Annotated in this window: 21 protein-coding genes; 6 read left to right on the top strand and 15 right to left on the bottom strand. The window is 74.0% G+C overall.

Annotated features, from left to right (window positions below):
• Window positions 1–39: 39 nt before the first annotated feature.
• Window positions 40–2,124, bottom strand: a complete 2,085-nt coding sequence (locus tag AB0N04_RS04675) for a transglycosylase domain-containing protein (RefSeq protein WP_360207274.1) — start codon at window positions 2,122–2,124, stop codon at window positions 40–42.
• A 585-nt stretch (window positions 2,125–2,709) separates the two neighbouring features.
• Between AB0N04_RS04675 and AB0N04_RS04670 the strand changes: the two genes are divergently transcribed.
• Window positions 2,710–2,922: a cold-shock protein gene (locus AB0N04_RS04670; RefSeq protein ID WP_360207276.1), complete on the top strand. Its 213-nt coding sequence runs from the start codon at window positions 2,710–2,712 to the stop codon at window positions 2,920–2,922.
• Between the two features lie 80 nt (window positions 2,923–3,002).
• On the opposite strand, the gene AB0N04_RS04665 is transcribed toward AB0N04_RS04670, so the two are convergent.
• From AB0N04_RS04665 to AB0N04_RS04655, 3 genes are all read right to left on the bottom strand, one after another.
• A complete protein-coding gene (locus AB0N04_RS04665; RefSeq protein ID WP_360207279.1) occupies window positions 3,003–3,812 on the bottom strand; it encodes a DUF6193 family natural product biosynthesis protein in 810 nt (269 codons plus the stop codon).
• Window positions 3,813–3,889: 77 nt separating this feature from the next.
• Complete coding sequence (locus tag AB0N04_RS04660; RefSeq protein WP_360207282.1) at window positions 3,890–4,369, bottom strand: hypothetical protein; 480 nt, start codon at window positions 4,367–4,369, stop codon at window positions 3,890–3,892.
• Window positions 4,366–4,872 (bottom strand): RNA polymerase sigma factor, encoded by a 507-nt coding sequence (locus tag AB0N04_RS04655; protein ID WP_360207285.1) that lies wholly within the window; start codon window positions 4,870–4,872, stop codon window positions 4,366–4,368. Before AB0N04_RS04655 ends, AB0N04_RS04660 begins: the two co-directional genes overlap by 4 nt.
• Window positions 4,873–5,127: 255 nt before the next feature.
• Between AB0N04_RS04655 and AB0N04_RS04650 the strand changes: the two genes are divergently transcribed.
• Window positions 5,128–5,595: a DUF3995 domain-containing protein gene (locus tag AB0N04_RS04650; protein WP_360207287.1), complete on the top strand. Its 468-nt coding sequence runs from the start codon at window positions 5,128–5,130 to the stop codon at window positions 5,593–5,595.
• 113 nt (window positions 5,596–5,708) lie between these two features.
• On the opposite strand, the gene AB0N04_RS04645 is transcribed toward AB0N04_RS04650, so the two are convergent.
• Window positions 5,709–6,098, bottom strand: a complete 390-nt coding sequence (locus AB0N04_RS04645; protein WP_360207290.1) for a RidA family protein — start codon at window positions 6,096–6,098, stop codon at window positions 5,709–5,711.
• A gap of 72 nt (window positions 6,099–6,170) precedes the next feature.
• Here AB0N04_RS04645 and AB0N04_RS04640 point away from each other — a divergent pair, with 72 nt between their 5' ends.
• Together AB0N04_RS04640 and AB0N04_RS04635 are read left to right on the top strand one after the other, a co-directional pair.
• Window positions 6,171–7,079 (top strand): LysR substrate-binding domain-containing protein, encoded by a 909-nt coding sequence (locus AB0N04_RS04640; RefSeq protein WP_360207293.1) that lies wholly within the window; start codon window positions 6,171–6,173, stop codon window positions 7,077–7,079.
• A 311-nt stretch (window positions 7,080–7,390) separates the two neighbouring features.
• Window positions 7,391–8,476 carry a serine hydrolase domain-containing protein gene (locus AB0N04_RS04635; RefSeq protein ID WP_360207662.1) on the top strand — a complete coding sequence of 362 codons (1,086 nt, stop codon included), beginning with the start codon at window positions 7,391–7,393 and terminating at the stop codon, window positions 8,474–8,476.
• A 73-nt stretch (window positions 8,477–8,549) separates the two neighbouring features.
• Here the strand turns inward: AB0N04_RS04635 and AB0N04_RS04630 are convergent, their stop codons facing one another.
• The 4 genes from AB0N04_RS04630 to AB0N04_RS04615 form a co-directional block, all read right to left on the bottom strand.
• Window positions 8,550–9,191, bottom strand: a complete 642-nt coding sequence (locus tag AB0N04_RS04630; protein ID WP_360207665.1) for a response regulator transcription factor — start codon at window positions 9,189–9,191, stop codon at window positions 8,550–8,552.
• A 128-nt stretch (window positions 9,192–9,319) separates the two neighbouring features.
• Window positions 9,320–10,597 carry a histidine kinase gene (locus tag AB0N04_RS04625; RefSeq protein ID WP_360207296.1) on the bottom strand — a complete coding sequence of 426 codons (1,278 nt, stop codon included), beginning with the start codon at window positions 10,595–10,597 and terminating at the stop codon, window positions 9,320–9,322.
• A gap of 87 nt (window positions 10,598–10,684) precedes the next feature.
• Window positions 10,685–11,080: a DUF3052 domain-containing protein gene (locus tag AB0N04_RS04620; RefSeq protein WP_360207299.1), complete on the bottom strand. Its 396-nt coding sequence runs from the start codon at window positions 11,078–11,080 to the stop codon at window positions 10,685–10,687.
• A gap of 43 nt (window positions 11,081–11,123) precedes the next feature.
• The gene (locus AB0N04_RS04615) at window positions 11,124–11,702 is read right to left on the bottom strand and encodes a dienelactone hydrolase family protein (protein ID WP_360207302.1); all 579 of its coding nucleotides are present in this window, start codon (window positions 11,700–11,702) and stop codon (window positions 11,124–11,126) included.
• 266 nt (window positions 11,703–11,968) lie between these two features.
• Between AB0N04_RS04615 and AB0N04_RS04610 the strand changes: the two genes are divergently transcribed.
• Window positions 11,969–13,666, top strand: coding sequence for an alkaline phosphatase D family protein (locus AB0N04_RS04610; RefSeq protein ID WP_360207668.1), 1,698 nt, complete (start codon window positions 11,969–11,971; stop codon window positions 13,664–13,666).
• A gap of 143 nt (window positions 13,667–13,809) precedes the next feature.
• Here the strand turns inward: AB0N04_RS04610 and AB0N04_RS04605 are convergent, their stop codons facing one another.
• From AB0N04_RS04605 to AB0N04_RS04580, 6 genes are all read right to left on the bottom strand, one after another.
• Complete coding sequence (locus tag AB0N04_RS04605) at window positions 13,810–14,592, bottom strand: ABC transporter permease (protein ID WP_360207671.1); 783 nt, start codon at window positions 14,590–14,592, stop codon at window positions 13,810–13,812.
• An 89-nt stretch (window positions 14,593–14,681) separates the two neighbouring features.
• Window positions 14,682–17,498: an alpha/beta fold hydrolase gene (locus AB0N04_RS04600; RefSeq protein ID WP_360207304.1), complete on the bottom strand. Its 2,817-nt coding sequence runs from the start codon at window positions 17,496–17,498 to the stop codon at window positions 14,682–14,684.
• 163 nt (window positions 17,499–17,661) lie between these two features.
• Window positions 17,662–18,123, bottom strand: coding sequence for a GNAT family N-acetyltransferase (locus tag AB0N04_RS04595; RefSeq protein WP_360207306.1), 462 nt, complete (start codon window positions 18,121–18,123; stop codon window positions 17,662–17,664).
• A 1-nt stretch (window position 18,124) separates the two neighbouring features.
• Window positions 18,125–19,063 (bottom strand): RluA family pseudouridine synthase, encoded by a 939-nt coding sequence (locus AB0N04_RS04590; protein ID WP_360207309.1) that lies wholly within the window; start codon window positions 19,061–19,063, stop codon window positions 18,125–18,127.
• Between the two features lie 72 nt (window positions 19,064–19,135).
• On the bottom strand, window positions 19,136–19,705 hold the full coding sequence (lspA, locus tag AB0N04_RS04585; RefSeq protein ID WP_360207311.1) for a signal peptidase II: 570 nt from the start codon (window positions 19,703–19,705) through the stop codon (window positions 19,136–19,138).
• 237 nt (window positions 19,706–19,942) lie between these two features.
• A complete protein-coding gene (locus AB0N04_RS04580; RefSeq protein WP_360207314.1) occupies window positions 19,943–20,410 on the bottom strand; it encodes a TraR/DksA family transcriptional regulator in 468 nt (155 codons plus the stop codon).
• Window positions 20,411–21,032: 622 nt separating this feature from the next.
• On the opposite strand from AB0N04_RS04580, the gene ileS reads away from it, so the two are divergent.
• Window positions 21,033–24,161, top strand: a complete 3,129-nt coding sequence (gene ileS / locus AB0N04_RS04575; RefSeq protein ID WP_360207317.1) for an isoleucine--tRNA ligase — start codon at window positions 21,033–21,035, stop codon at window positions 24,159–24,161.
• Window positions 24,162–24,242: the final 81 nt, after the last annotated feature.

Raw genomic sequence — 24,242 nt, 5'->3', positions numbered from 1 at the left:
GCCGACTTCCTGCGCGGCAAAAACGGGGTGCGGCCGCGGTCAGTGCTGCGGGTCGGTGGGGGTGCCGGCCGGCGAGCCCGTTCCGCTCGGGGTGCTGCTCGGGTCGGGCTTGGGCGCCGGGTCGGGGATGTCGGCCAGCGGCAGCCGCTGCTTGGGTGTGCCCCGCAGGGCGCCGTTCATGGCGTCCCGCCAGATCGGCCCGGGGCCGTCGGCGCCGAACACCTCGGTGTGGTACTCCCCGTTGATCCTGATGTTGCGCATCTCGACGCCGCCGTCGGGGCCGCCGAGCCAGACCGAGGTGGCCAGCTGCGGGGTGTAGCCGCTGAACCAGGCGGCCCGCTTCTTGTCCGAGGTGCCGGTCTTCCCCGCGATCTGCCGGCCGTCGTCCAGGCCGAGGTCCTTGCCGGTGCCGTTCTCGGTCACGCCGTTCAGGACGGTGTTCAGCGCCCGCGCCGTGTCCTCGGAGAAGGCCTTCTCGCACTGGCCGGCCGGGGCGGGGACGTCCTTGCCCTCCACGGTGGTGATCCTGGTGATGGCGATCGGGGCGCAGTGCGTGCCCTGGGCGGCGAAGGTCGCGTAGACGTTGGCCATCGTCAGCGGGCTCATCTCCTCGACGCCGAGGGCCATCGCCGGGACCTCCTCCAGCGGCTTGCCGCTGGCCTTGGTGGTGATCCCGAGCTTGTTGGCCATCTGCTTGACCTCGCAGAGGCCGATCTCCTGCTCCATCTGCACGAAGTAGGTGTTGACCGAGAGGGCCATCGCCATCTTCAGCTGGTAGGGGCCCTTCTCGCCGGAGGATTCGTTGGGGACGACCGCCTTGGGCCGGGAGTCGTTCTTCCAGGTGCCGCCGCAGGTCTTCATCGTGGGGTACTCCAGCTTGTTCGGAGCCGAGTACTCCTGGGTCGGCGGCAGGCCGGCCTCCAGCGCCGCCGCGGCGACGATCGGCTTGAAGGTGGAGCCGGGCTGGAAGCCGTTGCCACCGCCCATCGCCGCGTCGACGTTGAGGTTGACGACGGTCTGGTTCTTGTCCTTCGCCAGGCCGTAGGGGCGGGTCTGGGCCATGGCGAGGATCTTGCCGGTACCGGGCTCGACCATGGTGGCGGCGGCGGAGACGCTGTCGGTGACCCGCACGTTGCTGCTGACGGCGTTCTGGGCGGCGGCCTGCTTGTCCGGGTCCAGCGTCGTGTAGATGTTCAGGCCGCCGGTGTCCCAGAACTTCTTGCGGTCCGCGGCGTTCTTCCCGAACACCGGGTCCTGCTTCACGACGTGGCGCACGTAGTCGCAGAAGAAGCCCATGCCGGCCTTCGCGGTGATGCAGCCGTTCTGCGGGTCCTTGAAGTTCAGGCCGAGCGGGGCGGCCTTCGCCTCCTTGGCCTGCTCGGCGGTGATGTGCTTGTTCTCGACCATCTTGTCGAGCACGACGTTGCGGCGGTTCTGCGCGGCCACCGGGTGCAGTTTCGGGTCGTACTGGGAGGGGTTCTGCACCAGCCCGGCGAGGGTGGCGGCCTCGGCGACGGTGAGGTCCTTGTTGCTCTTGCCGAAGTAGCGCTGGGAGGCGGCCTCGACCCCGTAGGCGCCGTTCCCGTAGTAGGTGATGTTGAGGTAGTTGGTGAGGATCTGGTCCTTGGGCAGCTCCTCCTCCAGTTTGATCGCGACCTTGAGCTCCTGGATCTTGCGGCCCAGGGTCTTGCGCTGGGCCTCCAGGACGGCGGCCTGGTCGTCGCCGGCCTTCTCGACGTTGACGTTCTTCACGTACTGCTGGGTCAGCGTCGAGGCGCCCTGGGAGGCGGTGCCGCTCTCGGCGTTCTTGCTGATGGCGCGCAGCACGCCCTTGAGGTCGACGGCGCCGTGCTCGTAGAACCGGGCGTCCTCGATGTCGACCTGGGCCTGTCGCATGAACGGCGACATCTGGTCGGCGGTGATGACGGTGCGGTCGCGCTCGTAGACCTTGGCGATCAGCCCGCCCTTGGCGTCGAAGATCTGGGTCGCCTGGGTGAGCGGCGGGGTCTTGAAGTCGTCGGGGATGTCCTCGAATCCCTCCGCCGTGCCCTTGGCGGTCAGCCCGATGCCGCCGACGGCGGGCAGGGCCAGGCCTGCCAGCAGCACGCCGGACACGACGCTCACGCCGATGAAGGTCGCACCGAAACGGGCCAGCCGGAGCGGAGTGTTCCGGGGCGAGCGGGAGTCCTCACCGTCGAGGGAATTCCCTATCGGGGATTCGTTCGATTCCATTGCGAAATGCTAACTCCCGAACCTCTCCGGTCGAACGGTTTTTCGCGGGCGACTGTCACAGCCGTGCTACAGACTCCGAACCCGACCCCAACAGGACACATCGCATACGAACTCGACAATCGGGAGGAATTCGGAATTCTGCACCGGTGACACCCGCCCCGCGCGACGCCCTCCCCTCCCGCGCCCCTCCCCCTTCGCACCCCCTCTCCCCATTGACGCCGCGAGGAGGGCAAAACGTTGCTCGCACGCGGCCACGTCGCCCCGACGCGGGGGTCGCGACCTCCGGGCACCCGCACGCCAGCACGGGAAGTCGGGCGGGCCGACTTCCTGTGCCGGGTGCGCACGCCGGTCGGGCCGGTGCGGCGGCAGCTCCCCGGTGACTCTCCGCCGATTCGCCACCACTCAGCGCTCACGCGTGCCATGATCGGCTCAGCTTTCGCAGGAACCGACAGTCGACAGATCGTGATGGGGACAGCCATGGCCGAACGCCAGAACGGCACCGTGAAGTGGTTCAACGATGAGAAGGGGTACGGCTTCATCACCCCGGAGAGCGGCCCCGACCTGTTCGTCCATTTCCGGGCGATCGAGGGCGCCGGCTTCAAGTCCCTGGTGGAGGGCCAGAAGGTCACCTTCGAGGCCGTCCAGGGCCAGAAGGGCATGCAGGCCGACAAGGTCCAGGTCGTGAGCTAGGGCCGCGGCGTTCTCGCCGTCCCCGGCCCCGGCGGCACCCGCAGGGGCCGGGGACGGCGCCGTTCCCGGCGGCACCCCGCTCAGCGCGCCGGGCCGAGGCCCTCCGGCAGCGCGGCCACCACCAGGGCGACGGCCTCCTCCGCGGTCTCGGTGCGGGCGATCAACTCCCCGCCGGTGTGCACCCCGTACGCCCCCTCCTCCGATCCGTACGCCCCCTCCTCGTACGGGAGGAGGACGTACCCGGTCCGGTCCGTCCAGGGCCGCTCGACCGCGGTGGAGAACCACAGGTTGAAGTGGCTGTGGACCGGCATCAGCCCCCGCAGCACCGGCTGCGCGTACGCCGCGGCCACCAGCGCGTGGACCCGGGGGTGCCGGTCGTACGGCGGCGTGTGGACGCGGTCGAGCTTGATCCGCCACTCCAGTTCGACCGGGCCGAGCCGCTCCCGTTCGTGGGCGAGGGCCCAGTCCCGGTACCGGACGAACGGCGCGGCGGCCCCGGTCTCCGCCAGCCCCGCGCCGCCCGTCCACGCCGCCGTCGCCCGGGCCACCTCGGCCACGTCCGCGGTCAACCCCCCTGCCAGCGGCGCGCCGTGGCCCTGGATCCGCACCTGGTAGGGGTGCTCACCCTCGGGCTGGTACACGACCACCCGCCGCCCCGTCCCGGCGTCGGCGTACTCCACGATGCGCTTCCACGCCCCGGCCGGCTCGGGCAGCCGGAGGCCGAGTCCCTCCGCCGTCCGCTCCAACAGCTCCGCGAGCCAGCCGTCGTCGCGCTCGTCGTCCTCGCAGTTCTCGCAGCCCTCGCACCCCTCGACGACCTCCACGCTCCCGCCGTTCCCGTCGCTCCCGTCGTTCCCGTCACCATCGAGCCCCACCCCAGAGTCCGTCATTCCCCCAGTCTGCCCGGAGGCCACCCTCCCGCAGCACCGGAAGTCGGCCGGGCCGACTTCCCACTCCCGGCCCGGCCTCACCCCTCCCCCACCAGCGCCGCGAAGCGCGCCAACGGGTCCCCCGTGAACGGCCGCAGCGCAGGTGCGAGCAGCCGCGCGCCGCGGAAGCGCAGGCCGCCGAGGAAGGCGAAGCGGGTGGTGCCCTCGCTCTCAGGGCGGGCCGCCATGCCGCCGAGCACCAGGCGGCTCTGCATCAGGCACCAGCCGGGGGCCAGGTCGATGTCGAAGGTGGCCCGCAGCCGGGTGTGGCCGTGGATCCGCGCCCGCAGCGAGCCGTCCGGCGCGGGGGCGCCGAGGTGGACGGTGCGCACGTCCGGGATCCACAGCGGCATCGTGCGCTCCAGGTCCCGGGCGAGCGCCCAGACCCGCTCGAAGGGCGCGTCGATGACGGCCTCGCCGATCCGGGCCGCGCCGGGCGCGGTGGCGGCGATCACGTGCAGGCGCCGCACCGGGTCGAACTCGGCGACGGGCCACGGCGGTGTCGGGTGCTCGGTCACTGCTGCCACGCCTTTCGGAAGCTGAGTCGGGCCCGGGAGAGCCGGGACTTGACCGTCCCGGGTGCGACGGCCAGCAACGCCGCGGTCTGCCGTTCGTCCAACCCCTCGAGGTCGCGCAGCAGCAGCACGGCGCGGTGCTCGGGCGAGAGCCTGGAGAGCACGTCGCGGACGTCCGCGGCGAGTTGGGGGTCGCCGGGAGCCGGCAGGTCGCCGAGCTCGGCGGGCCGGGTGCGCGCCGAGCGGGTGGCGTGCCGGACGGCCTCGCGCACCGCGATGGCCCTCACCCAGCCGAACAGCGCCTCCGGCTCGCGGAGTTGGCGCAGCTTGCGGAGGACGACGATGAGCGCCTCCTGCGTCGCGTCCGCGCCGTCGTCCAGCGCGATCGGGCCGCAGAGCCGGCGGACGTACGGGGTGACCAGGTCCAGCAGCCGGCCGGCGGCGATCTGGTCGCCGGCCTGGGCGGCCCGGACCAGCTCCGCGAGGCCGGGTGGCGGCTCCTGCATGGCGTGCTCTCCGTCGGTCGGCGACAGGGGTCCGAGGAGGGAGGGCCCGAACGGGCGGAACGTTCCCTGCGTCCTCGGTCCGGCCGCAGTGTTCCTCGTCACAGGAACGGACCGGCGGGCGGGGCGCTCCTCCGGATGTCCGAACGTCCTGGCAATCCGCCTGACACTCCGCGAGGTGACGACATGAAGCAGCGTGCGGCACGAAGGATCCTGCGACCTGAGGGAACACCCCGCCCCAAGGACCGTGCACATCCGGTGCGGACGGGAGCGGGGGCCGCCGCCGTGGGGACGGTGCTGGCGGTGGACGGCCTGGTCCACCTGTACTGGGCCACCGGCCGGACCTGGCCGGCCTCCGACACCGCCCGGCTCTCCCAGCTGGTGCTCAACCTCCAGGTGCCCTTCACCCCGCAGGTGCTGGTCCCGCTCGCCGGGGTGCTGCTGTCCGGGGCGGCGCTGGTGGTGGCCCACGGCGGACGGCTGCCGGCCGTGGCCCGCCGGCTGCCCCCGGTGCTGCCGCGCCTGGCGACCGGGGTGGTGGCGGGCGGCCTGCTGGCCCGGGGTGCGGTCGGGCTGGTGTGGGCGACGGGAGCGGGCGCCGACCCGGGGGACACCTTCTACTGGCTCAACCTGCTGCTCTACACCCCGCTCTGCCTGGTGCTGGGCCGCACGGCGTGGCGGCTGTCCGCCGCACCGGCACCCGCACCCGCACCCGCTGCACAGTAGGCAGCCGGGCCCCAGCAGTCGCCTGGTCCCCTTCAGTCGCCCGGGCACAGGGAAGCACCCGGGCACAGGACGTCGGCCAGGCGCAGGAAGTCGGCCGGTCCGACTTCCTGCGCTCAGGCACCCGGCCGCCGGGCCTCCACCTCGATCTCGATCCGCATCCGCGGGTCGGCGAGGCCGCAGACCATCATGGTGGCGGCCGGGCGGACGTCGCCGAAGTAGCGGCGCAGCACGGGCCAGCAGGGCTCGAAGTCCGCACGCTCCGGCAGCAGGTAGCGCACCCGCACCACGTCGGCGAAGCCGCAGCCGGCCTCGGCCAGCGCGGCCCCGATGGTGCGCAGGCACTGCTCGGCCTGCTCCACCACGTCGTCGGAGATGGTCATGGTGGCGTAGTCGAAGCCGGTCGTCCCGGACACGTGCACCCGGTCGCCGTCAACGACGGCACGGGCGTAGCCGATCCGTTCCTCGAAGGTCGAACCGCCGAGGACCGCGCGTCGCTCTGTCATGCGCCGCACGCTAGGCGGGCGACACCGATACGTCCAATACTCCGGAGGCCTTCTCCTGATATCCCTGGGCGTATGGAGCGCCCCGAGATCCCCCTCCCCCAGCTGCACGCCTTCGTCGTCCTCGCCGAGGAGCTGCACTTCGGCCACGCGGCCGCCCGGCTCGGCGTCGCCCAGCCGCCGCTGAGCCAGCAGATCCGGCGGCTGGAGGAGAAGGTGGGCCATCCGCTGTTCACCCGCGAGCCGGGGCGGGTGGCGCTCACCCCGGTCGGCCGGGAGCTGCTGCCCGCGGCCAGGGCGGCCCTCACCGGCCTGGCCGACGGCCTGGCGGCGGCCCGCGCCGTCGGCACCGGCGAGGCCGGCCGGCTGCGGATCGGGTTCTCCGCCTCGCTGGCCCTGACCGTCCTGCCCGGCCTGCTGCACACCTTCCGGCAACGCTTCCCTGCCGTGGAGCTGGACATCCGCGAGATGACCACCGCACCGCAGCTCGCCGCGCTGCGCGAGGGCGCCGTCGACGTCGGCCTGCTGCGCGAACCGCCCGCCGCCGAGCCGGGGCTGGACTTCCGGACGGTGCTCAGCGAGCCCTTCGTCGCCGTGCTGCCGAAGGCCCACCCGCTGGCCGCCCGGCGCACCCTGCCGGTCGGGGAACTGGCGGACTCGCCGTTCGTCCTGCTGCCCCGGGAGGTCGGCCCGCAGCTGTACGACCGGATCACCGGCCTGTGCACCGCGGCCGGATTCACCCCGCGGATCGTCCAGCACGCGGTGGAGTGGCAGACGGTCTGCGCGCTCGTCGGGGCCGGGCTCGGCGTCTCGCTGGCGCCGGCGAGCATCCGGCGCATCCGCCTCCGGGGCGTCGCCTTCCGCGGGATCTCCCCGGCCGGCGCCCGCACCCGCGTCGCGGTGGCCTGGCGCGGCGCCGACCGCAACCCCCTGGTCGCCCAGCTGCTGACCGCCGTCACCCAGGACCGGCCGACCGCGTCCTGACGCTCCCGCCCGGGCCCGGAGGAGGGAGGAGCCGCTCCCCCGATCGAGGGAGGTCCGCCGCGGACCGCCCGACCATACTGACGGCACGTGATCAGCCGGGACACGGCCACCGCCGCGCCGCCGCCACCGCCGATCAGCGCCCGCCGGCGTGCAGGTCAGCACGCGGCCACCGACCTCCCGATTCCCTTCGGCGACCCCTCAGGAGCACGTTCGTGCGTAAGCAAACCACTGGTCTCGCCCCCGCGCCCCGGCCACGGACCACCCGAACCGGCCCGACCGGGCGGCGCGCGGTCCGGTCCGTCGCGGCCGCGCTGGCCGTCGCCGCCGTCACCGCGGGGGTCCTCGCACCGCCCGCCGCCACCGCGGCCCCCGGGCCGGACACGATCCAACGGGGCCTGAACGCCCTGGTGCGCACCGACGGCCTGCCCGCCGCGCTGGCGAGCGTCAGGAGCCCGGACGGCCGCACCCGCAGCTACACCGCGGGCGTCGGCGACGTGGCCACCGGCGCGAAGGTCCCGGTCGACGGGCAGATCAGGATCGGCAGCAACACCAAGACCTTCACCGCGGTCGTCGTCCTGCAGCTGGTCGCCGAGGGGAGGATCGGCCTCGACACCGACGTCGACACCTACCTGCCGGGCGTGGTCCGCGGCGAGGGCATCGACGGGCGCGGCATCACCGTCCGCCGGCTCCTCCAGCACACCAGCGGGCTGCCCGACTACGAGCAGGACCTCGACGAGCCCGGCCTCCGACACCGCTACTACGAACCCCGCGAGCTCCTCGACATCGCCCTCCGGCACAAGGCCGACCGCGCACCCGGCCAGGCGTTCGGCTACAGCAGCACCAACTACGTGCTGGCCGGCCTGATCGTCCAGCGGGTCACCGGCCGGCCCCTCGCCGAGGAGATCGACCGGCGCGTCGTCCAGCGCCTCGGGCTGCGCCACACGTCCTTCCCCGCCCCCGGCGACCGCACCATCCGGGAACCCCACCCTCACGGCTACCGCAAGGACCCGGCCGGCGGCCCGCTGCAGGACTTCACCGAGATGGACCCCTCGGCCGGCTGGGCGGCGGGCCAGATGATCTCCACCAACTCCGACCTCAACCGGTTCTTCACCGCACTCCTCAAGGGTGACCTGCTGGCCCGGCCGCAGCTCGACCAGATGCTCACCACCGTCGACATCCCGGGCACCGGGGCCAGGGCAGGGCTGGGGATCATCAGCCGGCCGCTGACCTGCGGCGGCGTCTACTGGGGCCACGGCGGCGACATCCCGGGCTACGAGACCCGGGGCGGGGTCACCGAGGACGGCCGCGCCGTGAACGTCGCGGTGACCATGGTCCCGCCCGACGACGCGGTCACCCCCCACGTCGAGTCCGTCATCGACCGGGCCCTCTGCGGCTGACGCACCGTCCGGGCCCGGCGCACCACGCGCCGGGCCCCACGGCCACCCTCACGACTTCCCGTTCCCCGCCCCCTCAGCCCGCCAGCCCCGGCACCACCAGACCGGACTCGTACGCGATCACCACCGCGTGGGTCCGGTTCTGCGCGCCCAGCTTCATCAGCACGTTCCCGACGTGCGTCTTCACCGTCTCCACGCGCACCGCGAGGGACTCCGCGATCTCCGGGTTGGACAACCCGGTGGCCATCGCCCGCAGCACCTCCTCCTCCCGCCCCGTCAGAGCCGCGGACGGCAGCGCCTCGGCCGAGGCCAGCGGGCGGGCGGTGACCATCCGGCCCAGCGCCGCCGGGAAGAGGACCGCCTCCCCGGCCGCCACCACCCGCACCGCCTCCGCGATCTGCCGGACCGGCAGCCGCTTGAGCACGAACCCGCTGGCGCCGGCGCTGAGCGCCGCGGTGACGTAGCCGTCGTTCTCGAAGGTGGTGATCACCACGACCTTCGGCGGCTCGACCGATCCGGCCAGCAGCTCCCGGGTCGCGTCGATCCCGTTGCGGCGCGGCATCCGCACGTCCATCAGGACGACGTCCGGCCGCAGCAGCCGGGCCCGCTCGACGGCCTCCACCCCGTCCGCGGCCTCCCCGACCACCGCGATCCCCGGCTGCGCGGCGAGCAGGGTGCGCAGACCGCTGCGGGTCACCTCGTCGTCGTCCGCGATCAGGAGGGTGACGGGCGCGCCGGACGGCCCGGCCTGCGCGGCCGGGCCGTCCGGGGAGTCCGGGGCCTCTGTGGAGCCCGGGGAGCCCGGGGAGCCCGGGAGGCCCGGAGCCTCCCGGGTGCCGGAGCCGGTCACGCCGCCCCCCGCACCGGCAGCCGGACCGCCAGCCGCCAGACCAGGGGCCCCTGCTGCGGCCCCTGCGGGCCCGCCTCGATCTCGCCGTTCAGCAGCCGCACCCGCTCGGCCAGCCCGGGCAGTCCGTGCCCGGACGTCGGGAAGGCCCCGCGCGGCGCACCCGCCCCGGTCGGGTTGACGACCGTCAGCGCCAGGGCGTCCGGCCCGACCGCCACCCCGACCCGGATCGGGCCGCCCGACCCGTGCCGCAGAGCGTTCGTCAGGCCCTCCTGCAGGATCCGGTAGGCCGCCCGGGAGAGCGTGCCCCGGACGTGGTCCAGGGCGCCGGACAGCTCGGGCTCGACCACCGCCCCCGCGTGCCGCAGCCGCTCCAGCAGATCGGGCAGGTCGGCCAGGGTCCGGGGCGGCGCCGTGCCGGCCTCCTCCTCGCGCAGCACGCCCAGCACGTAGTCCAGGTCCTCCAGTGCGGCCCGGGCCGACTCCTCGATGCTGCGCAGCGCGGCCCGCGCCGCCACCGGGTCGGCCGCGAGCACCTCGCCGGCCACCGCCGCCTGGATCGTCGCAGCCGTCAGCGTGTGGCCGATCGAGTCGTGCAGCTCGTGGGCGAGCCTGTTGCGCTCGGCCAGCCGCGACTCCCGCTCGGCCGCCAGCGCCAGCCGCTCGGCGGGCGAGGGCCCCAGCAGCCGCGGCGCCGCCCCGCGCAGGGCGGCCGTCGCGGCGGCGCACACGGCCGCCGCGAGCAGGACGCAGCCGAGCGCCAGCAGCCAGCTCCAGACGCCCGTCACCCGGAGCGTCCGTCCGAACAGGCTGAACCGTGCCTCCGTGCCGAGCCATCCGCCCGGCGCGGCCACCGCCAGGGCGAGCAGCAGGCCGGTCGCCAGCGCCGCCGCCCACCCCACGGCCGTGTGCAGCACCAGCCAGGCCGGCGTCCGCCAGCGGCCCCCGCCGGGCGGTGCGGCCGGGGCCGTCCCGACGCCCGGCGGGCCGGCGGCCCCGCGGCGGCCCACCGGATCCGGCAGCGGCACCCGCAGCATCCGGCGGGCGAGCCGGGTCAGCACCCGCCTCGTCGCGGGGGCCAGACCGAGCAGGCCGAGCAGCACCGCCCAGACGAACAGGACCAGCACGGCCTGCACCGCGTACGGGGCGGACCGCCACGCCGCCGCCGGCGCGAGGGCGAAGGGCAGCAGCGGCACGCTCGCCGCCGCGCCGCAGAAGGCGAACAGAACGCCCGAGTACGTGGAGCCGCTCAGCAGCGGCCGGATTCCCCTGATCATGATCGTCAGTATGGTCAGGCGCCCCGCCCGTCACCTCCCCCGATCGGGGGAGAGCCTCCACCGCCCCCGGGCGGGCGGCGGAGCGCCTCAGCCCCGCAGCTCCCGCCGGATCACCAACCGCAGCCCCGACCACACCGCGTCGATCGCGCACACCTTGTTGTCCACCAGCCCGGTGGGCAGCGCGGCCTCCCGCACCCCGTCCCCGTCGAGGTCGCTCACCACCCCCGAGGACTTCTTCGGCCAGGCCACCCAGAGCCCGGCCGCCGGCCGCATCAGCGCCCGCAGGTCGGCGAGCCCGGCCCGGTAGGCGGCGCGCCCGGCCGGGAACCACACGCAGACGTCGAACGGCCCCTCCGTCACCAGGCTGACGCCCGGGGGCAGTTCGGGCACGGTGAAGCCGTCCGGCGCACCGGCGAGCAGCAGCTCGTCGCCCGCCCGGATGCCGAGCTTGCGCGCCAGTGGCGTCCCCTGCTCACCGGCCACCGCTCCGCCTCCCTGCTCCGGAGATCCGGGCTGCGCCGGGCCCTCAGGCGTCCAGCTCGGCGAGGAAGTCCAGCGCGACGGCCCAGGCCCGCTCGGCGGCCTCGGCGTCGTAGTCGGCGAGGTCCTGGTCGGTGAACAGGTGCCCGGCGCCCCGGTAGCGGTGCACCTCGACGTCGGCCCCGGCCCGGCGCATGTTCAGGTACCAGGCGTTCAGCCAGTCCTCGGTCTCGAACGGGTCGGGCTCGGCGACGTGCAGCTGCACCGGGATCTCGGTGGCGGCGTCCTCGCGCAGGTCGGAGGTGCCGTGCAGGAGCAGCAGGCCGCGGGCCTTCTCGTCGGCGAGGGCGAGGTTCTGGGCGAGCGAGCCGCCGAGCGAGAACCCGGCGTACACCAGGCCGCCGTCGGAGTGCGGCGCCGCCGCGACGACGGCCCGCCGGAGCAGCTCCTCGCTGCCGCCGAGCTCGTCCTGGTGGGCGATCCCGGCCTCGATGTCGTCGAAGGTCCGCCCGTCGTAGAGGTCCGGGGTGTGGACGGTGTGCCCGGCCGCCCGCAGCCGGTCGGCGGCGGCGTGCACGGCGGGACGCAGCCCGAGGGCGGAGTGGAAGAGGACGATCTGGGCCACGGCGGGGTCCTTCGACGGCTGGGGGCGGGTACTCCTCCATGATCTCCCATGGACGGGCCGGACTCCTCCCGGCCCGAACGGCATCCGGACCGCGCCGGAACCACGCCCGGACCGCACCCGGACCGCGCCCGAACCGCACCCGCCCGATCCCGCCCGATCCCGCCCCCGGGCCGGATCCGGCCGATCCGCGACGGACCGTCAGGCCGTCGATTTACCAACGCTTTACCAACCGGTAGCCTTCGGCCGTGAACGATCTTGTCGATGCCATGACCCCCGCCCGCCCCGGCCGCCGCCGGCTGCTGAAGGCCGGGGCACTGGTCGCGGGCGGTGCCGCCCTCCCGCTGGCCCTCACCACCCCCGCCGAGGCCGCCGGGGCCACGCCGGCCGCCCCGGCCCCGACCCCCGCCACTGCCACCGGGTCAGACCCCGCGGCCCCCGCCCCGCGCTTCCTGCACGGCATAGCCTCCGGCGACCCCCTCCCCGACGGCGTCCTGCTCTGGACGAGGGTGACCCCCGCCCCCGAGGCCGTCCCCGGCTCCGGCCTCGGCCCCGACACCGAGGTCCGCTGGGAGCTGGCCGCCGACCAGGCCTTCACCCGCGTCACCGCCGGCGGCACGGTGACCGCCACCGCCGCCGCCGACCACACCGTCAAGGCCGACGTCCGCGGACTGGCCCCCGACACCACCTACTGGTACCGCTTCACCGTGGGCGCCACCGTCTCCCCCGTCGGCCGCACCCGCACCACCCCGGCCACCGACGCCACCCCCGCCCGGGTCCGCTTCGGCGTCGCCTCCTGCTCCAACTGGGAGGCGGGCTACTTCTCCGCCTACCGCCACCTCGCCGCCCGCGGCGACCTGGACGCCCTGCTCTTCCTCGGCGACTACGTCTACGAGTACCGGACGGGCGAGTACTGCGCCCGCGGCACGGTCGTGCGCCCGCACTCCCCCGCCCACGAGATCGTCACCCTGGCCGACTACCGCACCCGCCACGGCCAGTACAAGACCGACGAGGACCTTCGCTCCCTGCATGCGAGGATCCCCGTCATCGCGATCTGGGACGACCACGAGTTCGCCAACGACGCCTGGTCCGGCGGCGCCGAGAACCACACCCCGGGCACCGAGGGCGACTGGGCGGCCCGGATGGCCGCTGCCAAGCAGGCCTACTTCGAGTGGATGCCGGTGCGCCCGTCCGTCGCCGGGACGACGTACCGCCGGCTGCGCTACGGCCGGCTGGCCGACCTGCACCTGCTGGACCAGCGCTCGTTCCGCTCCCAGCAGGTCAAGGTGGGCGACGGCGCCGTCGACGCGGCCGACCGCACGATCACCGGCCGCGCCCAGATGGACTGGCTGAAGGCCGGGCTCGCCGCGTCCGACACCACCTGGCGGCTGGTCGGCAACGAGGTGATGATCTCCCCCGTCGCCTTCCTCTCGCTCCCGGACTACCTGCTGCGCCCGCTGGCGAAGCTGCTCGGCCTGCCCGGCGAGGGCGTGGCCGTCAACACCGACCAGTGGGACGGCTACACCCACGACCGCCGCGAGCTGCTCGGCCACCTCCGGGCGAACGGCATCACCAACACCGTCTTCCTGACCGGCGACATCCACTCCTCCTGGGCCGCCGACGTCCCGAACGAGGCCGCCACGTATCCGCTGTCCGGCAGCGTGGCCACCGAGTTCGTGGTCACCTCGACGACCTCGGACAACATCGACGACACCCTGAAGGTCGCGCCGCACACCGTCTCGCTGGCGGCGGCCACCGCGCTCAGGACGGCCAACCCGCACATCAAGTGGGTCGACCTCGACTCGCACGGCTACGGCGTCCTGGACGTCACGCCCGAGCGGGCCCAGATGGACTACTACGTCCTCTCCGACCGCACCCGCAAGGACGCCACGAGCAGCTGGGTCCGTTCCTACCGCACCCGCAGCGGCACCCAGCGGATCGAACGCGTCGACGCCCCGGTCGGCTGACACCCCGGTCGGCTGACGCCCCACCGGCCCCCGTCGGCCCGCGCCCCACCGGCCCCGGGCCCGCCGCACCCCGGCGGGCCCGGACGGCCCCGACCCGACGAGGCACTCCCCGAGGCGTGTCCGACGATCCCCGGGACACCTCCCTAGGACACCACGTCCTTGCGCGCGAACCCCCGGAACGCCAGCGCCAGCAGCACCACCGCGTACGAGAGCGACAGCGAGACCCCCTGCACCATCCCGCCCCACTCCAGCTGCGGCTGCAGCGCGTCCGCCCAGGCGTACTGCCAGTGCGCGGGCAGCCACTCCCGCAGGTCCCCGAGCGCCGTGACGGCGTCCAGCACCCCGGTGATGATCGAGGCGAACACCGCCCCGCCGACGGCCCCGAGCGGGGCGTCCGTCGCGGTGGACAGCCAGAACGCCAGCGCCGCGATCACGATCTCGCTGAGGAAGACGAAGGCCGCCGCGACGGCCAGCCGGGGCAACGCCTCGCCGGCCGACAGGCTCGCCCCGGTGGGCAGCCTGAGGTCCCCCCAGCCGTACGCGGCGGTGCCGACGAGCAGCCCGATCAGGGGCAGCAGGGCCACCGCGACCGCCGAGAACGCCAGCCCGACCGCGAACTTGCGGGCCAACAGCCTGGCCCGGGGCACCGGCGCGGCCAGCAGGTAGCGCAGCGAGGACCAGCTGGCCTCCGAGGCGACGGTGTCGCCGCAGAACAGCGCGACCGGGATGACCAGCATGAACCCGGTGCCCACGAACAGCATGGTGGCCGCGAAGTTGGGGCCCGAGGCGGTGGCCAGGTCGATGAAGGTGGTCCGGTCCGGGCGGCTCGGGGTGCCGCCGATCTGGAACGCGGCGAGGATGACCAGCGGCATCGCCGCCAGCACCGCGCCGATCACCAGCGTGCGGCGCCGCCGCAGCTGGCGCATGGCCTCCACCCGCAGCGGCAGCGTCCGGCCCGCCCGGTAGCCCTCGGCGTGGTCCGCCGACACGGTGTGCTCCGCCTGCGCGACGTCGCTCACGCCGCACCTCCGATCAACGACAGGAACGCGTCCTCGAGCCGGCGCTGCGGCCCCGCACTCTCCACCGGCACGCCCAGGCGCACCAGTTCGGCCAGCAGCTCGCTGGCCGCCAGCCCGTCCAGGCGCACCAGCAGCCCGCCCTCGACGGCCTCCGCCGAACCGACCCCGGCCAGCGCGCCGACCTTCTCGACGACCGACTCCGGGTCGTACGGGGCGGGCACGCCGATCAGCAGCAGCTCGCCGGCGCCGACGATCTCGCCGACCGCACCGGTGGTGACCAGTCGGCCGCGGTCCATCACGACCAGGTCGGTGCAGCTCTGCTCGACCTCGGCGAGCAGGTGGCTGGAGACGATGACGGTGCGCCCGGCCGCCGCGTACCGGATCATCACCTCGCGCATCTCGCGGATCTGCGGCGGGTCGAGCCCGTTGGTCGGCTCGTCCAGGATCAGCAGGTCCGGCATGCCGAGCATCGCCTGTGCGATCGCGAGCCGCTGCCGCATGCCCTGCGAGTAGGTCCGCACGGCGCGGTCGAGCGCCTCGCCGAGCCCGGCGATCGCCAGCGCCTCGTCGAGGTGGGCGTCCTGCTCCGGCCGCCCGGTGGCCTGCCAGTACAGCCGCAGGTTGGCCCGGCCGGTGAGGTGCGGCAGGAACCCGGCCCCCTCGACGAACGCGCCGACCCGGGAGAGCACCGGAGCGCCGGGGCGCACCAGGTGGCCGAAGATCCGGATCTCGCCCGCGTCGGGCCGGATCAGGCCCATCAGCATGCGCAGCGTGGTGGTCTTGCCGGCACCGTTGGGCCCGAGCAGGCCGAGCACCTGCCCCTGCTCGACGCGGAAGCCCAGCTCCTTGACGGCATAGCGGTCCTGGGAGCCCTTGTAGCGCTTGCTGAGGCCGCTGATCTGCAGCGGCACCGCGGCGAGCGCCGGGTCGTACGCCGGCCCGGCGCCCGGCGTCCGGCGGCGCCGCAGCCGGGGCAGCAGGACCAGGGCGAGGGCCACCGCGACGCCGACCAGCGGCAGCACCCAGGTGCGCGCGGGCAGCGGCGCGGCCTCGGTGACGAGCTGCTCGACGGTCGGCGCGGCGAGCGCCCCGGCGGGCGCGACCCGGTAGGTGGCCGGTTCGACGGGCGAGGCGTACGCGAGGTCGGTGGCGGCGACGACCAGCCGCAGCCGGTGCCCGGCCGGGAAGGTGTGGTCGACGGCGGGCAGCGCGACGGTGACGGTGCGGCCCGCGTCGGCGCCGGTGACCCGCAGCGGGGCGGCCAGCTGTTGGGGCAGCACGGCCTTGCCGTCCGGTCCGACGTCGTACAGCTTGGCGAAGAGCACCGCGTCGGGCCGGTCGGCCTGCACCCGCAGCGGCACGGTGGGCTGCCCGGTCAGGTGCAGCGGGCGGTCCAGCGGCGCGGAGTCGAAGGCGGCGTTCTGGCCGGGGAAGTCGAGCGCCAGCCCGGCTCCGAGCGAGGCGGCCTGGCTGAGCGCGCCGATCCCGGGCACGGTGGAGATCCCGGGCGGGGCGCCGCCGGGCGGGTTCGCGAAGGTCCGCTCGCCGTCGCCGCCACCGCCGGTGAGCTCGACGGACCGGCTGCCCGTGCCGCCCAGTCCGGGGTAGCGGTCGGCGCTGGCGCCGCGCAGCACGGCCTGGAAGCCGGTGGAGTCGACGCCGCCGGTGCGGGTGACCCGGAACGCCGGGCCGGTGTCGTTGCCGCGGCCGCGCAGGTAGTGGTCGAACCAGGCGGTCACCCGGTCGTCGACCCGGGCGCTGGTGTCGGTGCCGCCGTCGTGCCCGCCCGCGAACCAGTCCACCGAGACGGGCGCGCCGTTGGCGGCGACCGCCCGGGCGATCCGGTCGCCCTGGTCGAGCGGGAACAGCGAGTCCTGCTGCCCCTGGACGACCAGCGTGGGCGCCTTGAGCTGCCCGGCCACCGAGGACGGACTGGAGCGTTCCAGCAGGGCGACGGCCTCCGGGTCCGCGTGCCCGGCGGTGGCGACCCGGTCGTACATCTGGCACAGGGTGTCCAGGAACCGGCCGCAGCCGACCTCGGCGTCCTGGGACGGGCCGGCCTGCGGGGCACCGCCCGGCTGCGCCGCCGTCCCGCCGCCGCGCGGGGCGCCGCCCGAGGGTCCGAGGTCGCCGGCCGCGCCGGTGGTGAAGAAGATCCCGGCCCAGAGCTTCTTGAAGACGCCGTCCACCGCGCCGGATCCCTCGACGCCCTGCGGGAACAGCGCGTCGGCCAGGTTCCACCAGGTGATCTGGGTGGCGACGGCGTCGATCCGGTGGTCGTAGGCGGAGGCGAGCAGGGCGACGCCGCCGCCGTAGGAGGCTCCGGTGATGCCGACCCTCGGGTCGCCGGGCGCGTCGAGCTGCACCTCGGGCCGCTGGGCCAGCCAGTCCACCAGGTGCTTGACGTCCTCGACCTCGCGGTCGGGCGCGTTGAGGCCGATCTTGCCGCCGGAGCGTCCGAAGCCGCGCGCCGACCAGGTCAGCACCGCGTAGCCCTGCCGGGCCAGCTGCTGGGCGCGCTCCCGCTCGCCCTCCTTGGAGCCGCCGAAGCCGTGCGCGAGCAGCACGGCCGGCCTGGGGCCGGTGCCGGTGGTGAAGAAGGAGGTGTCCAGCTGGACCTGCCGGTCGCTGCCGGGGGTCTCGGGCATGCTCAGGAACCGGTCCTCCTGTTGGACCGCCTGCTCACCGCCGGACGCCACCGCGGCCGTACCGGCCCCGACCACCGCCACCAGGGCGACCGCACCGGCCACCAGTCTGCGCCGTACCGTCGTACCCCGGCCGCGCCACCGGCGCCACGCCCCACCGAACTCCATGGGGGCTGATCGTATCCGCCGCAGGGGTAGGCGTCCGATAAAGCCGGCCGCCCCGCCCGCCGGGGCCGCCCTCCGACTCCGCCCCGCACCGCCCGGAAAGCCGCGTTCCCCGTGCCCGGACCGGGCACGGGGAACCGTCTGACGGCCCTCCGGGGGGAGGCGGCTACAGCACCCGGGTCATCGTCCGGTGCGGGATCCCGCCGTCCTGGTACACCGGCCCCTCCGCCGCGTACCCGAGCCGCTCGTAGAACCCGAGCGCCTGCACCTGCGCGTGCAGCTCCACCTCACGGGCGCCGCGGGCCAGTGCGGCCGCCTCGATCGCCCGCACCAGGTCCGCGCCGAGCCCGGTCCCCCGGGCCGCCGCGACGACGGCGAGCCGCCCGAGCAGCACCCGCCCCTCGACGCCGCCGGTGAGCTTCAGGGCCTGCTCGCCGTGGATCAGCCGCGCCGTCCCCAGCGGGGTGCCGTCGGCGCCGACGGCCAGCAGGTGCTCCGAGGTGGGGTCGAGGTCGTCCCACTCCTCGTCCTCGGGGATCCCCTGTTCGACGATGAACACCGCGCGCCGGACACCGTGCACCAGCGCGAGGTCCGCCTCGCCCTCGGCGACCCGGACGGTCACCGCCATGTCAGCTCTCCGCCGAGATGATGTCGAGCGCCTTCCGCAGGTCGGCCGGGTACTCGCTCTTGAACTCGACCCACTGCCCGTCCGCCGGGTGCTCGAAGCCGAGCGAGACGGCGTGCAGCCACTGCCGGGTCAGCCCGAGGCGCTTGGCGAGCGTCGGGTCGGCGCCGTAGGTCAGGTCGCCCACGCAGGGGTGGCGCAGCGCGGACATGTGCACCCGGATCTGGTGGGTGCGGCCGGTCTCCAGCTTGATGTCGAGCAGCGAGGCCGCGCGGTACGCCTCGATGAGGTCGTAGTGGGTGATGGAGGCCTTGCCGTCGCGGGTGACGGCCCACTTCCAGTCGGAGCTGGGGTGGCGCCCGATCGGCGCGTCCACGGTGCCGCTCATCGGGTCCGGGTGCCCCTGGACGAGCGTGTGGTAGCGCTTCTCGGTGATCCGGTCGTGGAACTGCCGCTTGAGGTCGGTGTACGCGCGCTCGGACTTGGCGACCACCATCAGGCCCGAGGTGCCGACGTCGAGCCGGTGCACGATGCCTTGGCGCTCGGCCGCGCCGGAGGTGGAGATCCGGTAGCCGGCGGCGGCCAGACCGCCGATGACGGTGGTGCCGGTCCAGCCGGGGCTGGGGTGCGCGGCGACGCCGACCGGCTTGTCGACGAGCACGATGTCCTCGTCGTCGTGGACGATCCGCATGCCCTCGACGGGCTCGGCGACGATCTGCACCGGGGCGGCGGGGGCGGGGATCTCGACCTCCAGCCAGGAGCCGGCGGTCACCCGGTCCGACTTGCCGGCCACGGCGCCGTCGAGCGTCACCTTGCCGTCGGCGGCCAGCTCGGCGGCCTTCGTCCGGGAGAAGCCGAACATCCGGGCGAGGGCGGCGTCGAGGCGCTCGCCCTCCAGGCCGTCGGGTACGGGGAGGCTGCGGATCTGCGCTGCGGTACTCACCCGTACGAGTATGCCGGAAACCCGGGCCGCCCCCGTCCGCCGAGCTCCGCCCGCCCCTGGCGGGAGGGCCCGCTACTCGCCCTTGGCGCTCTGCTGGTGGACGGTGCCGTCCGGGTTGCTGCCCCGGAAGGAGAGCAGCACCACGAGGATGCCGCCGCAGACGATCGCCGAGTCGGCGAGGTTGAACACCGCGAAGTGCTGGACGGAGATGAAGTCGACGACGTGCCCGCGGAAGACGCCCGGCGCGCGGAACAGCCGGTCGGTGAGGTTGCCCAGGGCACCGCCGAGCAGCAGCCCGAGCGCGATCGCCCAGGGCAGGCTGTACAGCCGGCGGGCGATCCGCCAGATCACCACGATGACGGCCGAGGCGATCATCGTGAAGACGACGGTCAGCGCCTGGCCCATGCCGAAGGCGGCGCCGGAGTTGCGGATGACCTGGAAGGTGACGACGTCGCCGATCACCTTGATCGCCGAGTGGTTCTCCAGCCGGGCCACCACCAGCAGCTTGCTGCCGAAGTCGATCAGGAAGGCGAGCAGGGCGACGACCAGCAGCACGCCGATCCGCCGGGGGCCCTTCGGCGCCTCCGCCGCGACCGGAGCGGGCGCCTCGGTGGGCTCGGTGGGCTCGGTGGGCTCGGCCACGGCCACCTCCACGGCTTCGGCGGGGGTCGGGACGGCGTCGTCCCGGGTCTGGGGGGAACCTTGCGTACTGATGATCCGCTCCGCTGCCGATGGAGCTCCCCCGTCCGGAGCGGGGGAGGGTGGGCCCTGGTCGCCGGGCCCGGCGCATCCGGGCCGGATGCGCTGCAGGGGTCGGGCGACGTTACGGGGTCGAGCGTACGGCAAGCCCGACCCCCCGCGTCGCGCCGGTCGGTCGGTTCAGCGGCGTTCCTGCTTGGCCTTGCACTGCACGCAGAGCGTCGCCCGGGGGAAGGCCTGCATCCGGGCCTTGCCGATCGCCTTGCCGCAGGACTCGCAGGTGCCGAAGCCGACGCCCTCCAGCCGGGCCAGGGCGCGCTCGGTCTGGGCGAGGCTGTCCCGGGCGTTGTTGGCCAGCGCGAGCTCGCTCTCCCGGGAGATGTTCTTCGTACCGGCGTCCACCTGGTCGTCGCCGGCTCCGTCGTTGGAGTCGCGCATCAGGCCGGAGATGGCCGCCTCGGCGGCGTCGATCTCGTTGCGCAGGCGGTCCAGTTCGCTGATGAGCTCGGTGTGCAGCTCGTGCACCTCGCCGGTGGTCCACGGGTCCTCGCCGGGCCGGATCGGCAACGTGGCCGGGTCGACGGACTCCGCGCCGCGCGTCACGGTGACGGTGTCGGTGCTGCTGTTCTGCCGTGCGGTAGTGGTCACGGTCCCCTCCCCTGGATCGGCCGCCACGGCCTTGCGTGCCCGCTTGGTGGCGGTACCCGCGCCGGTTGCCTTCTCAGCCATGGCTTCGACCCCATCTACGAACGAATCGAGCCGCCGGTTCCCGGCGGCCTCCAGTGCCGGAACGATAATCCCGATCAAAACCGGTCACAACATGACATACCGACGCCTCACGATGATCCCACCCAGGCAGCCGCCCCAGCCGCCACGCCCCGCGCGCTGACCAGACTTGTGCCCAGATCACCCCCGCCTAACCGCCCCTTCCCACCCCCCCCCCGGACGGGCCCCCGGGAAACGGTTTGGACAAACGGGTTCGCCCGGCCGATACACTGGCCGTGCAAGGCGCAGATGGGACGAGTACCGACGTACGCAGCCACCAGCGACCCGGGGACGGTGCGAGCCCGGGGGTGTGCACGGCGGGAAGATCACCCCGGAGCCGCCGGAAGAACGGCCGCCCCCGGCGGCCCGGTAGACCCGGCAGCAAGCCCAAACAAGAGGGCCGCAGTCACCATCGCGGCCAAGGAGGGTGGTACCGCGGGACGGCACGCCGTCTCGTCCCTCCGGAGGATCCAGCCCACGCATCCGCCGGAGGTAGACGCCAGCGATGAGCACCTATAACCCCGTCCCCGCACAGGTCGACCTGCCTGCCCTCGAGCACCGGATCCTGTCCTTCTGGCAGGACGACAAGGTCTTCCAGCGCAGCCTGGAGCAGTCCGAGGGCCGCCCCGAGTGGGTCTTCTACGAGGGCCCGCCGACCGCGAACGGCATGCCCGGCGCCCACCACATCGAGGCCCGCGTCTTCAAGGACGTCTTCCCCCGCTACCGGACGATGAAGGGCTACCACGTCGCCCGCAAGGCCGGCTGGGACTGCCACGGCCTCCCGGTCGAGCTCGCCGTCGAGAAGGAGCTCGGCTTCTCCGGCAAGCAGGACATCGAGGCGTACGGCATCGCCGAGTTCAACGCCAAGTGCCGCGAGTCGGTGACCCGCCACACCGACGCCTTCGCCGAGCTGACCACCCGCATGGGGTACTGGGTCGACCTCGACGAGGCCTACCGCACGATGGACCCGTCGTACGTCCAGTCCGTCTGGTGGTCGCTCAAGCAGATCTTCGACAAGGGCCTGCTGGTCCAGGACCACCGGGTCGCCCCCTGGTGCCCGCGCTGCGGCACCGGCCTGTCCGACCACGAGCTGGCCCAGGGCTACGAGACCGTGGTCGACCCCTCGGTCTTCGTCCGCTTCCCGCTGACCGGCGGACCGCTGGCCGGCCGGGCCGCCCTGCTGGTGTGGACCACCACCCCGTGGACCCTGGTCTCCAACACCGCCGCCGCCGTCCACCCGGAGGTCACCTACGTGGTGGCCACCGACGGGACGGAACAGCTCGTCGTCGCCGAGCCGCTGCTCGCCAAGGCACTCGGCGAGGGGTGGGAGACCACCGGCGAGTCCTTCACCGGTGCCGAGATGGAGCGCTGGGCCTACCGCCGCCCCTTCGACCTGGTCGAGATCGAGGACGCGCACTACGTCCTCAACGCCGACTACGTCACCACCGAGGACGGCACCGGCATCGTCCACCAGTCGCCCGCCTTCGGCGCGGACGACCTCGCGACCTGCCGCAGGTACGGCCTGCCGGTGGTCAACCCGGTGCTGGCCGACGGCACCTTCGCCCCCGAGGTCCCGCTGGTCGGCGGCCAGTTCTTCAAGAAGGCCGACGAGGCCCTGGTCGCGGACCTCCAGGAGCGCGGCCTGCTCTTCCGCCACCTGCCGTACGAGCACAGCTACCCGCACTGCTGGCGCTGCCACACCGCGCTGCTCTACTATGCGCAGCCGTCCTGGTACATCCGGACCACCGCCGTCAAGGACGCGCTGATCCGCGAGAACGAGGCCACCAACTGGTTCCCCGGGACGGTCAAGCACGGCCGCTTCGGCGACTGGCTGAACAACAACATCGACTGGGCGCTCAGCCGCAACCGCTACTGGGGCACCCCGCTGCCGATCTGGCGCTGCGAGGAGGGCCACCTCACCTGCGTCGGCTCGCTGGCCGAGCTCTCCGAGCTCACCGGCACCGACCAGAGCGCCCTCGACCCGCACCGCCCGTACATCGACGACGTGACCTTCGGCTGCCGCGAGTGCGGCGGCACCTCCACCCGGGTGCCCGAGGTCATCGACGCCTGGTACGACTCGGGCTCGATGCCCTTCGCCCAGTACGGCTACCCGTACGAGAACAAGGAGCTGTTCGAGAAGCGCTACCCGGCGCAGTTCATCTCCGAGGCGATCGACCAGACCCGCGGCTGGTTCTACACGCTGATGGCCGTCGGCACCCTGGTGTTCGACAGGAACAGCTACGAGAACGTCGTCTGCCTGGGCCACATCCTGGCCGAGGACGGCCGCAAGATGTCCAAGCACCTGGGCAACATCCTGCAGCCGATCCCGCTGATGGACCAGCACGGCGCCGACGCCGTCCGCTGGTTCATGGCGGCCGGCGGCTCGCCCTGGTCGGCCCGCCGGGTCGGCCACGGCACCATCCAGGAGGTGGTCCGCAAGACCCTCCTCACCTACTGGAACACCGTCGCCTTCCAGGCCCTGTACGCGCGCACCGCCGGCTGGTCCCCCTCCGCCGCCGACCCGGCCCCGGCCGACCGCCCGCAGCTGGACCGCTGGGTGCTCTCCGAGCTCAACACCCTGGTCCGCGAGGTCGACGCGGCCTTCGAGGCGTACGACACCCAGCGCGCCGGCAAGCTGCTCTCCGGCTTCGTCGACGACCTGTCCAACTGGTACGTCCGCCGCGGCCGCCGCCGCTTCTGGCAGGGCGACGCCGCCGCGCTCGCGACCCTGCACGAGGCGCTGGAGACGGTCACCCGCCTGATGGCGCCGCTGACCCCGTTCATCACCGAGCAGGTCTGGCAGGACCTGGTCGTCCCGGTCGTCCCGGACGCCCCGGCCTCGGTGCACCTGTCCGCCTGGCCGGTGGCCGACGAGTCGCTCGTCGACGCCGACCTCTCCCGCCACATGGCGCTGGTCCGCCGCCTGGTCGAGCTCGGCCGGGCGACCCGCGCCGAGTCGGGCGTCAAGACCCGCCAGCCGCTGTCCCGCGCGCTGGTCGCCGCCCAGGGCTGGGACGAGCTGCCCGCCGACCTGCGCGCGCAGATCGCCGAGGAGCTCAACGTCTCCGCCCTGGAGTCCCTGGCGGAGGTGGGGGGCTCGCTGGTCGACACCAGCGCCAAGGCCAACTTCCGTGCGCTGGGCAAGCGCTTCGGCAAGGGCGTGCAGGACGTCGCCAAGGCGGTCGCCGCCACCGACGCCGCCCGCCTGGCCGCCGAGCTGCGTGCCGACGGCGAGACCTCGGTCGAGCTGGACGGCGAGACGGTCACGCTCTCCCCGGACGAGGTGATCATCACCGAGACCCCGCGCGAGGGCTGGGCCGTCGCCAACGAGTCCGGTGCCACCGTCGCGCTCGACCTGGCGATCACCCCGGAGCTCAAGCGGCTCGGCATCGCCCGCGACGCCATCCGCCAGATCCAGGAGGCCCGGAAGAACTCCGGCCTGGACGTCGCCGACCGCATCGTCCTGCGCTGGCGGGCGACCGCCGAGGAGACCGCCGAGGCCATCGCCGAGCACGGCCCCCTGGTCGCCGAGGAGGTCCTCGCCACCGACTTCGCCGCGGGCGCGGCGGACTGGGACTCCGAGACCTTCTCCGACGACTCCCTCGGCCTCGCCTTCCAGCTCCGCAAGGCCTGACCGACACCCGGAGCCGCCGTCACCCCTCCCCGGGGTGGCGGCGGCTCCGCCGTTTCCGTCCGGCCGCCCCCTCGAACGACG

Source organism: Kitasatospora sp. NPDC051702 (genome assembly GCF_040681575.1).
Classification (GTDB): domain Bacteria; phylum Actinomycetota; class Actinomycetes; order Streptomycetales; family Streptomycetaceae; genus Kitasatospora.
The sequence above is the reverse complement of the archived record's forward strand: the minus strand, read 5'-3'. Positions and strand labels throughout refer to the sequence as shown.

What these genes read in the sequence shown, in the direction of transcription:
- AB0N04_RS04625 (WP_360207296.1), bottom strand. Translation starts at nt 10,597, where the DNA reads ATGATCAGGGGAATCCGGCCGCTGCTGAGCGGCTCCACGTACTCGGGC.
- AB0N04_RS04600 (WP_360207304.1), bottom strand. Translation starts at nt 17,498, where the DNA reads ATGGAGTTCGGTGGGGCGTGGCGCCGGTGGCGCGGCCGGGGTACGACG.
- ileS (WP_360207317.1), top strand. Translation starts at nt 21,033, where the DNA reads ATGAGCACCTATAACCCCGTCCCCGCACAGGTCGACCTGCCTGCCCTC.
- AB0N04_RS04610 (WP_360207668.1), top strand. Translation starts at nt 11,969, where the DNA reads ATGACCCCCGCCCGCCCCGGCCGCCGCCGGCTGCTGAAGGCCGGGGCA.
- AB0N04_RS04605 (WP_360207671.1), bottom strand. Translation starts at nt 14,592, where the DNA reads ATGCGCCAGCTGCGGCGGCGCCGCACGCTGGTGATCGGCGCGGTGCTG.
- AB0N04_RS04595 (WP_360207306.1), bottom strand. Translation starts at nt 18,123, where the DNA reads ATGGCGGTGACCGTCCGGGTCGCCGAGGGCGAGGCGGACCTCGCGCTG.
- AB0N04_RS04655 (WP_360207285.1), bottom strand. Translation starts at nt 4,872, where the DNA reads ATGCAGGAGCCGCCACCCGGCCTCGCGGAGCTGGTCCGGGCCGCCCAG.
- AB0N04_RS04645 (WP_360207290.1), bottom strand. Translation starts at nt 6,098, where the DNA reads ATGACAGAGCGACGCGCGGTCCTCGGCGGTTCGACCTTCGAGGAACGG.
- AB0N04_RS04670 (WP_360207276.1), top strand. Translation starts at nt 2,710, where the DNA reads ATGGCCGAACGCCAGAACGGCACCGTGAAGTGGTTCAACGATGAGAAG.
- AB0N04_RS04640 (WP_360207293.1), top strand. Translation starts at nt 6,171, where the DNA reads ATGGAGCGCCCCGAGATCCCCCTCCCCCAGCTGCACGCCTTCGTCGTC.
- AB0N04_RS04665 (WP_360207279.1), bottom strand. Translation starts at nt 3,812, where the DNA reads ATGACGGACTCTGGGGTGGGGCTCGATGGTGACGGGAACGACGGGAGC.